This window comes from Nocardioides sp. GXQ0305 (genome assembly GCF_050880345.1).
Taxonomy (GTDB): Bacteria; Actinomycetota; Actinomycetes; order Propionibacteriales; family Nocardioidaceae; genus Nocardioides.
On record NZ_JBNYXG010000004.1, the window covers coordinates 149,582 to 163,360 of the forward strand.

Annotated in this window: 15 protein-coding genes; 3 read left to right on the top strand and 12 right to left on the bottom strand. The window is 71.6% G+C overall.

The window, feature by feature from the left end; translation table 11 throughout:
- A complete protein-coding gene (locus ACQ1X7_RS12270) occupies window positions 1–915 on the bottom strand; it encodes an ATP-binding cassette domain-containing protein (protein WP_432478484.1) in 915 nt (304 codons plus the stop codon).
- 53 nt (window positions 916–968) lie between these two features.
- On the opposite strand from ACQ1X7_RS12270, the gene ACQ1X7_RS12275 reads away from it, so the two are divergent.
- On the top strand, window positions 969–1,442 hold the full coding sequence (locus tag ACQ1X7_RS12275) for a GbsR/MarR family transcriptional regulator (protein WP_432478485.1): 474 nt from the start codon (window positions 969–971) through the stop codon (window positions 1,440–1,442).
- Between the two features lie 10 nt (window positions 1,443–1,452).
- Window positions 1,453–2,799, top strand: a complete 1,347-nt coding sequence (locus ACQ1X7_RS12280; RefSeq protein WP_432478486.1) for a serine hydrolase domain-containing protein — start codon at window positions 1,453–1,455, stop codon at window positions 2,797–2,799.
- 218 nt (window positions 2,800–3,017) lie between these two features.
- Here ACQ1X7_RS12280 and ACQ1X7_RS12285 read toward each other — a convergent pair whose 3' ends face one another.
- The 11 genes from ACQ1X7_RS12285 to ACQ1X7_RS12335 all read right to left on the bottom strand — a co-directional run bounded on the left by ACQ1X7_RS12285 (window position 3,018) and on the right by ACQ1X7_RS12335 (window position 11,280).
- Complete coding sequence (locus tag ACQ1X7_RS12285; protein ID WP_432478763.1) at window positions 3,018–3,626, bottom strand: acVLRF1 family peptidyl-tRNA hydrolase; 609 nt, start codon at window positions 3,624–3,626, stop codon at window positions 3,018–3,020.
- A complete protein-coding gene (locus tag ACQ1X7_RS12290; protein ID WP_432478487.1) occupies window positions 3,623–4,174 on the bottom strand; it encodes an NYN domain-containing protein in 552 nt (183 codons plus the stop codon). Before ACQ1X7_RS12290 ends, ACQ1X7_RS12285 begins: the two co-directional genes overlap by 4 nt.
- Before the next feature lie 21 nt (window positions 4,175–4,195).
- Window positions 4,196–4,648, bottom strand: coding sequence for an ASCH domain-containing protein (locus tag ACQ1X7_RS12295; RefSeq protein ID WP_432478488.1), 453 nt, complete (start codon window positions 4,646–4,648; stop codon window positions 4,196–4,198).
- Window positions 4,641–5,030: a metal-sulfur cluster assembly factor gene (locus ACQ1X7_RS12300; RefSeq protein ID WP_432478489.1), complete on the bottom strand. Its 390-nt coding sequence runs from the start codon at window positions 5,028–5,030 to the stop codon at window positions 4,641–4,643. The genes ACQ1X7_RS12295 and ACQ1X7_RS12300 overlap by 8 nt, the downstream gene beginning before the upstream one ends.
- Window positions 5,027–5,476, bottom strand: coding sequence for a Fe-S cluster assembly sulfur transfer protein SufU (sufU, locus tag ACQ1X7_RS12305; protein ID WP_432478490.1), 450 nt, complete (start codon window positions 5,474–5,476; stop codon window positions 5,027–5,029). The genes ACQ1X7_RS12300 and sufU overlap by 4 nt, the downstream gene beginning before the upstream one ends.
- 4 nt (window positions 5,477–5,480) lie before the next feature.
- Window positions 5,481–6,737 (bottom strand): aminotransferase class V-fold PLP-dependent enzyme, encoded by a 1,257-nt coding sequence (locus ACQ1X7_RS12310; RefSeq protein WP_432478491.1) that lies wholly within the window; start codon window positions 6,735–6,737, stop codon window positions 5,481–5,483.
- 56 nt (window positions 6,738–6,793) lie between these two features.
- Window positions 6,794–7,567: a Fe-S cluster assembly ATPase SufC gene (gene sufC, locus ACQ1X7_RS12315; RefSeq protein ID WP_432478492.1), complete on the bottom strand. Its 774-nt coding sequence runs from the start codon at window positions 7,565–7,567 to the stop codon at window positions 6,794–6,796.
- Window positions 7,564–7,899, bottom strand: coding sequence for a non-heme iron oxygenase ferredoxin subunit (locus tag ACQ1X7_RS12320; protein WP_432478493.1), 336 nt, complete (start codon window positions 7,897–7,899; stop codon window positions 7,564–7,566). The genes sufC and ACQ1X7_RS12320 overlap by 4 nt, the downstream gene beginning before the upstream one ends.
- Window positions 7,899–9,047, bottom strand: coding sequence for a Fe-S cluster assembly protein SufD (sufD, locus tag ACQ1X7_RS12325; protein WP_432478494.1), 1,149 nt, complete (start codon window positions 9,045–9,047; stop codon window positions 7,899–7,901). The genes ACQ1X7_RS12320 and sufD overlap by 1 nt, the downstream gene beginning before the upstream one ends.
- Window positions 9,048–9,166: 119 nt before the next feature.
- Window positions 9,167–10,588 (bottom strand): Fe-S cluster assembly protein SufB, encoded by a 1,422-nt coding sequence (gene sufB, locus ACQ1X7_RS12330; protein ID WP_432478495.1) that lies wholly within the window; start codon window positions 10,586–10,588, stop codon window positions 9,167–9,169.
- Window positions 10,585–11,280, bottom strand: coding sequence for a helix-turn-helix transcriptional regulator (locus ACQ1X7_RS12335; RefSeq protein ID WP_432478496.1), 696 nt, complete (start codon window positions 11,278–11,280; stop codon window positions 10,585–10,587). Before ACQ1X7_RS12335 ends, sufB begins: the two co-directional genes overlap by 4 nt.
- A 112-nt stretch (window positions 11,281–11,392) precedes the next feature.
- Here ACQ1X7_RS12335 and ACQ1X7_RS12340 point away from each other — a divergent pair, with 112 nt between their 5' ends.
- The gene (locus ACQ1X7_RS12340; RefSeq protein WP_432478497.1) at window positions 11,393–13,753 is read left to right on the top strand and encodes a xanthine dehydrogenase family protein molybdopterin-binding subunit; all 2,361 of its coding nucleotides are present in this window, start codon (window positions 11,393–11,395) and stop codon (window positions 13,751–13,753) included.
- The last annotated feature ends 26 nt before the right edge of the window (window positions 13,754–13,779 follow it).

The following is a 13,779-nucleotide window of genomic DNA, read 5'->3' on the forward strand; positions in this document are numbered from 1 at the left end:
TCAGGCACCCACCCCGGCCGACTCCTCGGCGATCCGGTCGCCGTAGTGGCGCAGGAACAGCTCCTCCAGGGTCGGGGGCGTGGCGGTCAGGCTCTGCAGGCCGGCCTGCTGGAGCGCGTCGAGGGCCTGGTCGAGCGCGTGGGTGTCGACCTCGAAGCGGACCCGCTGCCCCTCGACGAGCAGGTCGTGCACCCCGGCGAGCTCCGCCAGCCCGGGCGCCGGGCGCGCCAGCTCGGCGGCCACGGAGGTCCGGGTCAGGTGCCGCAGCTCTGCCAGCGTGCCGCCGTCGACGACCCGGCCCTCGCGGATGATGCTCACCCGGTCGCACAGCCGCTCCACCTCGGCCAGGATGTGGCTCGACAGCAGCACCGAGTGCCCCTCCTGCCGGAACTCGTCGATGCAGTCGCTGAAGACCGCCTCCATCAGCGGGTCGAGCCCCGACGTCGGCTCGTCGAGCACCAGCAGCTCGACGTCGGCCGCCAGGGCCGCCACCAGGGCGACCTTCTGCCGGTTGCCCTTGGAGTAGCTGCGGCCCTTCTTGGTCGGGTCGAGCCCGAACCGCTCGACCAGCTGGTCGCGCCGCTTCGTGTCCAGCCCGCCGCGGAGCCGCCCGAGCAGGTCGATCACCTCGCCACCGGTCAGGTTCGGCCACAGGCTGACGTCGCCCGGTACGTACGCCAGCCGGCGGTGCAGCTCGGCCGCGTCGCGCCACGGGTCGCCGTCGAGCAGCGTGACCGTGCCGGCGTCCTTGCGCAGCAGCCCGAGCAGCACCCGGATCGTGGTCGACTTGCCGGCGCCGTTGGGGCCGAGGAAGCCGTGCACCTCCCCGCGCGCCACCGTCAGGTCCAGCCCGTCCAGCGCGGTCGTGCTGCCGAAGCGCTTCACCAGTCCTGCGATCTCGATGGGTTCGCCCATGCGACCAGCGTACGCCTCTTTCAGAAACTTCTGAAGACTGCGATACTCAGTCGGTGACCGATCCCCGCGACCGCTACGTCGAGCGCATGGGCACCGCCCTCGCCGACGCCGGGCTGCGCCGGCTCCCGTCGCGGGTGTTCGCTGCACTGACCGCCGACGAGGACGGGCGGATGACCTCCGCGGAGCTGGTGGAGGCCCTCGAGGTCAGCCCCGCCTCGGTCTCGGACGCGGTGCGGTACCTCTCCCAGGTCGGGTTCATCCACCGGGAGCGCGAGCGCGGCGGCCGCCGCGACGTCTACGTGGTCGACGACGACGCGTGGCTGCAGGCGATGCTCCGCGAGAACCAGGTCTACGCCCCCATGATCAGCGCCCTGGACGACGCCGTCCGCGCCCTCGACCCCGACTCCCGCGCCCGCCGGCGGCTGCTCCTGATGCGCGAGTTCCTGGTCTTCGTCGGCGAGGAGATGGGCGGGATCGCCGAGCGGTGGCTGGCCCACCGCGCCGAGCTCGAGCGGGGCCTCGGATAGCGTCGGCCCGGTGACCTCGCCTCTCCTCGACACCACCCATCGAGCACTGCGCCGGACCGCGCTCGGGACGCAGCGCACCCACCGGGTCCCGGGCCTGTACGCCGGCGTGCAACGCGGCGGCGAGCTGGTCTGGGGCGACGGGATCGGTCGGCGCGCGACCGACGCCGAGGACCCGCCCGGCCCCGACGACCAGTTCCTGGTCGCCTCCAACACCAAGACGTTCACCGCCGTCATGGTGATGCAGCTGCGCGACGAGGGTCGGCTCGACCTGGGCGACCGGGTGGGCGACCACCTGCCCGAGGTCACCCACCCGCTCACCGTGCGCCAGGGCCTGGCCCACGTGTCCGGCATGCAGCGCGAGCCCGTCGGCGACATCTGGGAGACCCTCGTCCAGCCCACGACCGAGGAGCTGCTCTCGGGGTTCGTCCAGGCCGAGGCGATCGGCCGCCCGCACGACCGCTGGCACTACTCCAACACCGTCTACGCGGTCCTCGGCGAGCTGGTGGCCCGGCTCGACGGCCGCACCTGGGAGGAGTCGCTCCGTGCCCGGCTGCTCGACCCGCTCGAGCTGCGGCGTACCTCGGTCGGCTTCGACGACGGGCCGCGGGCCACCGGCTACTACGTGGCGCCGTACGACGACGTGCCACGTCCCGAGCCCGTGATCGACTTCCGGGCGATGGCCCCGTGCGGCGGGCTCGCCAGCACCGCGGCAGACCTGGCGCGGTGGTCCGCCTTCGTCGCCGACCCGGACCCCGACGTCCTCTCCCCCGACACGCTCGAGGAGATGTGCCAGCCGCAGGCCATGATCGACGTGGTCGGCTGGGGCGCCGGGATGGGCCTCGGCTTCTTCCTGGTGCGCTCGGACGCCGGCCGCACCTGGGTCGGCCACACCGGCGGCATGCCGGGCCACATCACCGCCGTCCTCACCCACCGCGAGTCCCGGACCGGCGCGATCGCGCTGATGAACTCCACCTCGGCCCCCGACCCCGCGGCGTTCGCGCTCCGGCTCGGCGAGCACGTCGTGCAGCACGACCCGGCCGAACCCGAGGCCTGGCGACCCGGCACCGTGCTGCCCGAGGAGCTCGCAGGCCTGCGCGGCGTGTGGTTCACCGAGGGCACGCCGTTCGTCTTCTCGGTCGTCGACGGCCACCTCGAGGCGCGCCACCCGGACCTGCCGAAGGAGCGGCCGTCCTCGGTCTTCGAGCAGGTCGGCGACGACCTCTACCGCACCGTGCAGGGCCGAGAGCGCGGTGAGCTGCTGCGCGTCACCCGCGACCACGCAGGCGTCCCGGAGCGGCTCCACTGGGCCACCTACCTCTGCACCCGCGAGCCCCTCTCCTTCGGCGAGATGTCCTGATCCGCGACCCGTCACTTGTGCAGGTTCGGATCCCGCCGAGCCGTCACTTGTGCAGGTTCGGATCCCGCCGAGCCGTTACTCGGGCGTGCTCGAGCGACACGTCCTGGGCACCGCTCGCCGGATCACCTCATGAGGACCAAGCGCAGGTGACGGGTCGACCGCTTCTCACCCTGCACAAGTGACGGGTCGGCACGTTGTCATCCTTCACAAGTGACGGGTCACGCGTTGACGACGGTCACCTGGATCGCGCCGGCGTCGAGCAGGGCCTGGTCGAGCACCTGCCGCCGCGGATCCGGCACCGCGAGCCACGGCTCGACGACGCGCAGGCCGCGCAGCCGTGGGTCCGACAGCACCTCGGCGACGGCGGTGCGGTCGCCGCCGGTCACGAGCGGGCCGGGCCGCAGCAGCCGGGCGGCATGCTCGGCGGCCGCCTCGTAGGCCACCCGCGCCTGCTGGTCGCGCCGCCGGGCGAACCGCTGCTGGCTCTGGCCGCCCGCCTTGGTGCGCCCCTGCACGTGCCGCTGACCGACCTTGTGCGCCACCAGCTCCCCGCCCGCCAACCGGGCGACCGCGAACCCGCCCTTGCGGACCAGCAGCACGCCCCACTCCCGCGGTGGCGCCGCTGCACCGGCGAAGGAGGCCGGGTCGACCTCGCCGTCGTACGCCCGGTCGAAGGGGAGCCGGGCGAGGAACGTGGACCCGTCCCCTCCCGTGCCGCGCAGCGCACCGTCCGCGACCACCGCCGAGACCCCGTCGTGGCGGGCGGCGAAGTTGGCGACCCAGCGCTCCCACCGCCCGGCGGGAACGGCGACCGTCGCCGCGGTCAGAGGAACTCCAGGGGGTCGAACTCGTCGATCGGGATGACCCGCACCCGCGGCAGCCGGGTGTTGAAGGCCCCCACCTGGTACTCCAGGTCCATCAGCTCCAGGTGCGGCACCTCGCGGAAGCCGGCGTTCACGAACTCCTGGAACGCGATCAGGCCGACCCGGCGCCGCCCGTCGGAGAGATCGCCCAGCTGGGGCAGGAAGTCGCCGTCGTGGCTGGCCAGGACCACGTCCGCGTCCCGCTCACGGAGGGCCTCCAGGGTCCGCTGGATGGCGATGTCGACCACCTTCCCCTCGCCCTGCAGCGGGATCGGCCGGTAGCCGATCGCCAGGATCGCCTGCACGAACGACGCCGGCAGCTCGCCCGCGACGGCCAGGAAGAACAGTCCCCGGACCGGCTGGCCCCAGTGCTCCTCCACGTGGTCGAGCACCCGGTTCCACCGCGGCCGCTCCTCCGGCTGCGGCCGCCGCCCGAGGATCGAGGTGCCGAGGGTGGCGTCGAGGTTCTCCCCGTCGATCAGGAGGTACGTCGTGCGCGGCTCGGCGTCCATGCCGGTGACTCTAGTGGTGGGTCAGGTGGAGTAGAGGACGTCGAGCCGTTGCACGACCATCGCCGTGTCGGTGGCGAACCCGGACCCCTCGACGACCGTCGTGGCTGCGTCGACCTCGGCGTACGGGACGGTCAGCACCTCGGTCACGACCACGAGGGCGGCCGGCGTGCCGGCGCCGTCGACGACGATGCCCAGCTCGCCGGTCTCGGGCAGCGTCCCGCCGTCGGCGAGGTAGTCACGCTCCGACCCCGCGATCGCGGTGGTCCGTCCGGCGAGCAGGTCGCGCACGAAGCGGGCCGCCTCCTCGTCGGTGGTGCCGAACGACCAGGCAGGTGGCCGGACCACCTCGAGCGGCGTCGGGCCGAAGTACGACGGGACGTGGTTGAGCTTCGCGCGGAACACCGCGCGGCGCCAGAAGGTCTCCAGCGCCTCGTCGACGTCGCCGACCTCGTCCTGGACCTCGTGATCAGACATTGAACCCGAGGGCGCGCAGCTGCTCGCGGCCGTCCTCGGTGATCTTGTCGGGACCCCAGGGCGGCATCCAGACCCAGTTGATGAGGACGTCGTTGACCAGGCCCTCCAGGGCGCTGTTGGTCTGGTCCTGGATCACGTCGGTCAGCGGGCAGGCCGCCGAGGTGAGCGTCATGTCGATGACGCAGTTGGTGTCGTCGTCGACGTGGACGCCGTAGACCAGGCCGAGGTCGACGACGTTGATGCCGAGCTCGGGGTCGACGACGTCCTTCATCGCCTCCGTGACGTCTTCGGTGGTGACGGTGGACGTGGCGGTGCCGCCGCCGTCCGGCGCAGCCTCGGGGACGTCGGGCAGGTCACCGTGGTCGGTGGGGTGGGTGGTCATGCCTTCTCCTCCAGCACTCGGGTGGTGGCGTCCTTCCAGGCCATCCAGGACAGCAGGGCGCACTTGACGCGCGCCGGGAACCTCGCGACGCCGGCGAAGGCGATGCCGTCCTCCAGCACCTCCTCGTCGGGCTCCACCAGGCCCTTGCCCTGCATCAGGGCCAGGAACTCCTCGTGGACTGCCAGTGCGTCGTCGACCTTCTTGCCGATGACCAGGTCGGTCATCACCGATGCGGCGGCCTGCGAGATCGAGCAGCCGAGGGCGTCGTACGAGACGTCCTCGACGACTCCGTCCGACAGGTGCACGCGCAGGGTCACCTCGTCGCCGCAGGTCGGGTTGACGTGGTGGACCTCCGCCTCGTAGGGGTCGCGCAGGCCTGCGTGGTGGGGGTTCTTGTAGTGGTCCAGGATGATCTCCTGGTACAGGGAGTCGAGATCGGCAGACATGGTCTCAACCCAACCTGAAGTACGAGCGGACGTATTCCAGCCCCTCGACGAACGCGTCGATCTCGGCCGGCGTCGTGTAGAGGTACGACGACATCCGGGTGGAGCTCTGCACCCCGAACCGGGCGTGGGCGGGCTTGGCGCAGCTGTGGCCGGCCCGGACGGCGATCCCGCGCGAGTCGAGCACCTGCGCCACGTCGTGGGGGTGGACGCCGTCGATCTCGAAGCTCACCGCCCCGCCGCGCAGGGTGGGGTCCAGCGGGCCGAGCACGGTGAGCCCGGGCACGGTCGCCATGCCCTCGAGGGCGTACCGCGTGACGGCCTGCTCGTGCGCGTGGATCGCCTCCATGCCGACGTGGCCGAGGTAGTCGACCGCGGCGCCGAGGCCCACCGCCTCCACGATCGGCGGGGTACCGGCCTCGAACTTGTGCGGTGCCTTCGCGTACGTCGACCGCTCCATGGTGACGGTCTCGATCATCTCGCCGCCCCCGTGGAAGGGGGGCAGCCGGTCGAGCAGGTCCGCCTTCCCCCACAGCACGCCGATGCCGGTGGGGCCGACGCACTTGTGCCCGGTGAACGCCACGAAGTCGGCGCCGCTCTCGACGACGTCGACCGGGAGCTGGGGGACGGCCTGGGCGGCGTCGAGGATCACGACGGCGCCCACCTCGTGGGCCCGGTCGGCGATCTGCCGGACCGGGTTAACGGTGCCGAGCATGTTGGACACCCACGCCAGCGACACGACCTTGGTGCGCTCGGTGATCAGCTCGTCGATGTTCGACAGGTCGAGCAGCCCGTCGTCGGTGATGCCGAACCACTTCATGGTCGCGCCGGTCCGCTCGGTGAGCAGCTGCCACGGGACGATGTTGGAGTGGTGCTCCATCTCGGTGATCAGCACCTCGTCGCCGGGGCCGACCCGCAGGTCGCCGTCGGCCCACGCGAACGTGTTCGCCAGCAGGTTGAGGGCCTCGGTGATGTTCTTGGTGAAGATCACCTCGTCGCGCGACGGTGCCCCGAGGAACGCCGCCACCTTGTCGCGGGCACCCTCGAACGCCTCGGTCGCCTCCGACCCGAGTGTGTGCATGGCCCGGGCGATGTTGGCGTTGTGGCGCTCGAGGTGGTCGACCATCGTGTCGATGACCACCTGCGGCTTCTGCGAGGTGTTGGCGCTGTCGAGGTAGACCAGCTGCTGCCCACCCGCCACCGTGCGCGACAGGATCGGGAAGTCCTTGCGGATCACGTCCAGGTCCGGGAGCAGGCCCTCCATGCGGTCTCCTTTCGGGTGCGGGGGTTTCGAGGCTCGGGCCTGGCGGCCCTCGCACCTCAACCTCCGACGGCGGCCTTCACGTACTTGTCGTAGCCTTCTGCCTCGAGCTGGTCGGCGAGCTCGGGACCGCCCTCGTCGGCGATCCGCCCGGCGACGAACACGTGCACGAAGTCGGGCTTGATGTAGCGCAGGATCCGCGTGTAGTGCGTGATGAGCAGGACGGCCTTGTCCCTGTTCCCGCCGGCCTCGGAGAACCGGTTGACGCCCTCGGCGACCACCTTGAGCGCGTCGATGTCGAGGCCCGAGTCGGTCTCGTCGAGCACCGCGACCCGGGGGTCGAGCAGCTCGAGCTGCGCGATCTCGTGGCGCTTCTTCTCACCACCGGAGAAGCCCTCGTTGACGTTGCGCTGGGAGAACGACGGGTCGAGACCGGCCTGCTCCATGGCGGTGTTGACGTCCTTGACCCAGGTGCGCAGCTTGGGCGCCTCGCCGTCGACGGCGGTCTTGGCGGTCCGCAGGAAGTTGGCGACGGAGACGCCGGGCACCTCCACGGGGTACTGCATCGCGAGGAACAGCCCGGCACGGGCGCGCTCGTCGACGGTCATCTCCAGCACGTCCTGGCCGTCGAGGGTGACCGAGCCCGAGGTGATGTCGTACTTCGGGTGGCCGGCGACCGAGTAGGCCAGCGTGGACTTGCCGGACCCGTTGGGGCCCATGATCGCGTGCACCTCGCCGGAGCGGATGGTGAGGGTGACCCCCCGAAGGATCTCCTTGGGTCCGTCCTCGGTGTCGACGCTGACGTGCAGGTCCTTGATCTCGAGAGTGCTCATTGGGGGGTGACTCCGTTCAGGGTGGTCTCGGTGTCGACGAAGACGACGCCGTCTCGTACGTCGACGGGGAAGGTGGCGACCGGCTCGGTCGCGGGCAGGTGGGTCGGCTTGCCGGTGCGCAGGTCGAAGCAGGACCCGTGCAGCCAGCACTCGACGGTGCCGTCGGCGACCTCGCCCTCGCTGAGCGCGACGGCGGCGTGGCTGCAGATGTTCTCGACCGCGAACACCTCGTCGCCGTCGCGGGCGACCGCCACGTCGTAGGAGCCGATGGTCACGGCGAGGGCCTCGTCGTCGGGGATGTCGACGACGGCGCAGGCGGGCTCGTAGGCCATCAGATCACCTTCCCGCTGACGTTCTTCGCGAGCTCGGCCTCGACCGTCGCGTAGAGCTTGTCCTCGATGGCGGGGACGCCGAGCTTGCGGATCAGGTCGTTGAAGAAGCCGTGCACGACCAGGCGCCGCGCCTCCTTCTCCTCGATGCCGCGCGAGCGGAGGTAGAACAGCTGCTCGTCGTCGAACCGGCCGGTGGCCGACGCGTGCCCGGCACCCTCGATCTCGCCGGTCTCGATCTCGAGGTTGGGGATCGAGTCGGCCTGGCAGCCGTCGGTGAGGACCAGGTTGCGGTTCTCCTCGAAGGTGTCGATCGACTCGGCGACCTTGCGGATCAGCACGTTGCCGACCCAGACGGTGTGGGCGCCCTCGCCCTGCAGCGCTCCCTTGTAGGAGACGTGGCTGCGGGTGCGCGGCGCGTTGTGGTCGGCGAACAGCCGGTGCTCGATGTGCTGGCCGGCGTCGGCGAAGTAGAGGCCGAGCAGCTCGGCCGAGCCGCCGGGGCCGGCGTAGTCGACGTTGGTGTGCATCCGGACCAGGTCGCCGCCGAAGGACAGCGCGGCGTGCTTGACCGTCGCGTCGCGGCCGACCCGGATCGAGTCGCGGCCGAGGTGGACGGCGTCGTCGTCCCAGTCCTGGATGGTGACCATGGTCAGGTCGGCCCCGTCGCCGACGACGACCGAGGTGATCGCCGAGTAGCGGGCGGACCCGGTGTGCTCGAGGACCAGGGTGGCCCGGGCGTGGTTGCCCACCCGGACGAGCAGCTGGCCCCAGACCAGCGCGTCGGCGTCGTCGCCGTGCAGCCGGACCAGGATCGGCTCCTCGGAGCTGAACTCGGCCGGGACGTCGATGACCTGGCAGCCCCCCGAGCGCTCGACGGCCAGCGCCGCCGGCAGCTCGTTGGGGGGCATCCCCTCGGCGCGGGCCTCCTCGCTGGAGATCACCGGCATCGTCACGCCCTCGGGGATGCTGGTCTCCCAGGCGAGGTGGGCGTCGGAGGGCTCGCCGTCGAGGATCCCGCGGAGCCGCTTGAGCGGCGTGAAGCGCCACGTCTCCTCGCGGCCGGTCGGCGCCGGATGGTCCGCGAGGTCGTAGGACGCGGGCGGGTTCAGGTGGCTCTCGACGCGCTCGACCTCAAGCGCATCGATCATCTGGGTTGCAGTCACAGTGGTTGCTCTCTACGTGTCAGTTGCGGGGTTTCGAGGCTCAGGCCTTGACGGCCTTCGCACCTCAACCACCGACGGGCGCAGTCGGCTTCGCGGCGAGCCGCTCAGCCGACAGCTCCCTCCATCTGGAGCTCGATGAGCCGGTTCAGCTCGAGGGCGTACTCCATGGGCAGCTCCTTGGCGATCGGCTCCACGAAGCCGCGGACGATCATCGCCATCGCCTCGTCCTCCTGCATGCCGCGCGACATCAGGTAGAACAGCTGGTCCTCGGACACCTTCGAGACGCTGGCCTCGTGGCCCATCGACACGTCGTCCTCGCGGATGTCGACGTAGGGGTAGGTGTCGGAGCGGCTGACCTGGTCGACCAGCAGCGCGTCGCACAGCACGTTGGACTTCGAGCCGTGGGCGCCCTCGTTGACCTGGACCAGGCCGCGGTACGACGTCCGGCCGCCGCCGCGGGCCACCGACTTCGACAGGATCGACGACGAGGTGTGCGGCGCCGCGTGCACCATCTTGGCGCCGGCGTCCTGGTGCTGGCCCTCGCCGGCGAACGCGATCGACAGCGTCTCGCCCTTGGCGTGCTCGCCCATCAGGTAGATGGCGGGGTACTTCATGGTCACCTTGGAGCCGATGTTGCCGTCGACCCACTCCATGGTGGCGCCGGCCTCGCAGGTCGCGCGCTTGGTCACCAGGTTGTAGACGTTGTTCGACCAGTTCTGGATGGTCGTGTAGCGGCAGCGGCCGCCCTTCTTCACGATGATCTCGACGACGGCGGAGTGCAGCGAGTCCGAGGAGTAGATCGGCGCGGTGCAGCCCTCGACGTAGTGCACGTAGGCACCCTCGTCGACGATGATCAGGGTCCGCTCGAACTGGCCCATGTTCTCGGTGTTGATCCGGAAGTACGCCTGCAGCGGGATGTCGACGTGGACCCCCGGCGGGACGTAGATGAAGGAGCCGCCCGACCAGACCGCGGTGTTGAGCGCGGCGAACTTGTTGTCGCCGACCGGGATCACCGTGCCGAAGTACTCCTGGAAGATCTCCGGGTGCTCCTTGAGCGCGGTGTCGGTGTCGAGGAACAGCACACCCTGCTCCTCGAGGTCCTCGCGGATCGAGTGGTAGACGACCTCCGACTCGTACTGCGCGGCGACGCCCGCCACGAGGCGCTGCTTCTCGGCCTCGGGGATGCCGAGCTTGTCGTAGGTGTTCTTGATGTCCTCGGGGAGGTCCTCCCACGACTGCGCCTGCTTCTCGCTGGAGCGCACGAAGTACTTGATGTTGTCGAAGTCGATGGCCGAGAGGTCGGAGCCCCACGTCGGCATCGGCTTGCGACCGAACAGCTTGAGCCCCTTGAGCCGGAGGTCGAGCATCCACTGCGGCTCGGACTTCTTGCCGGAGATGTCGCGGACGACGTCCTCGTCGAGGCCCCTGGTGGCGGCGGCGCCGGCGTCGTCGCGGTCGGCCCACCCGAACTCGTAGCGGTCGCGCAGACCCTTGAGCTCCGGGTTGAGTTCTTCGATCGAAGTCACGTGATGGCCTTCCTGGTGGGGGTGTGGCTCTGGTCCGTGGGGGTGCGGGGGATGCAGGTCGTGCAGACGCCGTCGCCGTGCGCGATCGTGGCGAGGCGCTGGACGTGGGTGCCGAGCACCGCGGCGATCGCCTCGGTCTCGGCCTCGCACAGCTGGGGGAACTCGTGGGCGACGTGGGACACCGGGCAGTGCTGCTGGCACAGCTGGAGGCCGTGGGCCTGTCCGACCGGGGGCAGGTCGCGGACGCTCGCCGCGTAGCCCTCGTCGCTCAGCACCCGGGCCATCGCCTCGGCGGGCGACAGCTCGGGGTGGTCGGCGGCGATCCGCTCGTAGTCACGCTCGATGAACTCGACGCGGCGCCGGGCGAACTCCATGACGGCGTCGTCGCCCGCCGTCTCGGCCAGGAACCGCAGCGCGTGCACGGCCAGGTCGTCGTACTGCTGGTCGAACGCGTCGCGACCCGCCTCGGTCAGCGCGAACAGACGGGCCGGACGGCCGCGGCCGCGCGAGCCGCGGACCCGCTGGACCCGGGGCTCGAGGGTGCCTTCGTCGACCAGGTGGTCGAGATGGCGCCGTACGGCGGCCGGGGTGAGGTCGAGTCGGCGGGCCAGGTCGGCCGCCGTGGAGGGTCCGGCCTCGAGGATCGCGCGTGCGACGCGCGCCCTGGTCGGCTGGTCTCCGGTGAATTCCACAACGCCAGTGTGCCGTTATTGGTTCGCCCGGTTCAAGTAAGGGTCGCCTTAGCCCCACCGGCCCTCACCGGCCCCCGCTGCGGGCGTGCGGACCGAGCCTAGGCTGGCCGCCATGACCCCTCCCGGATCCATCCTCGGCACGGCGGTCCGCCGGGTCGAGGACCCCGACCTCCTGCGTGGCCGCGGGACCTTCGTCGACAACCTCGCCAGTCGCCGTGACGACGTGCTGCACGCCGTCTTCGTGCGAAGTCCGATGGCCCACGCCCGGATCGCGGGGATCGACGTCGCGGATGCCGCGGCAGCCCCCGGTGTCGTCGGCGTCCTCACCTCCGCCGACCTCGCCGAACCGGTCCCCCTGTTCGCCACTGCGAACGAGAAGGTGCCGCGGTTCGCGCTGGCCCGGGACGTGGTCCGCTACGTGGGCGACCCCGTCGCGCTGGTCGTGGCGACCTCCCGCGCCGCCGCTGCCGACGCCGCCGAGCTGGTGGACGTCGACTACGACCCGCTCGACGCGGTCGTCGACCCCGAGGCGGCCGCCGAGCCCGGCGCGGTCCAGATCCATCCCGAGCTCCCCCGGAACGTCGCGATCCGCCGGATCGACGAGGGGGACCCGCTCGACGACGCCGAGGTCGTCGTCCGCGCCCGGATCGAGAACAACCGGCTCGCCACGGCCCCGATCGAGGGCAACGCGGTCCTCGCCGACCCGACCCCGGACGACGCGGGTCACCGGCTGACGGTGTGGCTGTCCACCCAGCACCCCCACCTCGGCCGCCACCTGATCTCCCGGTTCAGCGGGCTGGACCGCAAGCAGATCCGGGTGGTGGCGCCGCACGTCGGCGGCGCGTTCGGCGGCAAGGCCGGTATCTCCCCCGACCACGCCGCGGTGGTCGGGGCCGCGCTCCACCTCGGGCAGCCGGTGGCGTGGACCGAGACCCGCAGCGAGGCGATGCTGTCCATGCACGGCCGCGGCCAGGTGCAGTACGTCGAGCTCGGGCTGACCCGGGAGGGCCGGATCACCGGCCTGCGGGCCCGGGTGCTGGGCGACTGCGGCGCCTACGCCGGCTTCGGCGGGAGCTTCTCCTCGGGCTCCACCCGCACCATGGCCCAGGGCCCGTACGTCATCCCCCGGATCCGCTACGACGGGGTCTCGGTGGTCACGACGACGACCCCGGTCGGCGCGTTCCGGGGCGCCGGCCGCCCGGAGGCGGCCGCGCTGCTGGAGCGGGTCCTCGACCTGGCGGCCGACGAGCTCGACCTGGCGCCGGAGGAGATCCGGCGCCGCAACTTCGTGGCCCCGGACGCCTTCCCCTGGGACACCTTCTCGGGGCGGACCTACGACTCGGGCGACTACGACCTGCCGCTCACCGAGGCGCTGCGGCTCGCCGACGTCGACGGCGCCCGGGCCGAGCAGGCGCGGCTGCGCGAGGCCGGCGGCCCCCGCCAGCTCGGCATCGGCATCGCGTCGTACGTCGAGATCACCGGGTTCGGCGGCAAGGAGCACGGGTTCGTGCACGTGCACGACGACGGCTCGGCCACCGTCCGGTCCGGCACGTCCGCGCACGGCCAGGGCCACGCCACGGCGTTCTCGATGATCGTGTCCGACCGGCTCGGCATCGACGTCGGCCGCATCAGCTACGAGCAGTCCGACACCGCGGTGGTGCCGACGGGTGGCGGCACCGGCGGGGCCCGGTCGCTGCAGATGGGGGGCCTGGCGGTCGCCCAGGCCTCTGCCGAGCTCCGCGACCGGGCGCGACGGCTCGCCGCCGAGCTGCTCGAGGCCTCGGTCGACGACGTCGAGCGCGACGACGAGGGGTTCGCGGTGCGCGGCGTCCCCGACGCGCACGTCGGCTGGGCGGCGCTGGCCGCCGAGGCCGACGAGCGCGGCGAGCCGCTGCAGGTGTCGACGACGTTCGAGCAGGAGCACGCCACGTTCCCCTTCGGCACCCACGTGGCCGTGGTCGAGGTGGACACCGAGACCGGCCTGGTGCGCCCGGTGCGCCACGTCGCGGTCGACGACGCCGGGCGGGTGGTCAACCCGCTGCTGCTCGCCGGGCAGCAGCACGGCGGGTCGCTGCAGGGCATCAGCCAGGCGCTCTGGGAGCAGTTCGTGTACGACGACGACGGCACGCCCCTCACGTCGACCTTCGCCGACTACCCCATGCCGACGGCCGCCGACGTGACGATGATCGAGGCGCACAGCACCGAGACCCCGACGCCGTACAACGAGCTGGGCGTGAAGGGGATCGGCGAGGCCGCCACCATCGGCGCGACGCCGGCGGTGCAGAACGCCGTCGTCGACGCGCTGTCCCACCTCGGGGTGCGCCACGTCGACATGCCGTGCACGCCCGTTCGGGTCTTCGCGGCGGTGCGGGCGGCCGCCGCCGGCGACACCGATCCGTGGCGGGAGCCGCCGGGGGTGTTCACCGACCCGACCATCGACGACGACGAGGCACCCGACGACGTGGAGGTGTGACCGGCGTCGGTGACCGGGCCGTGGAT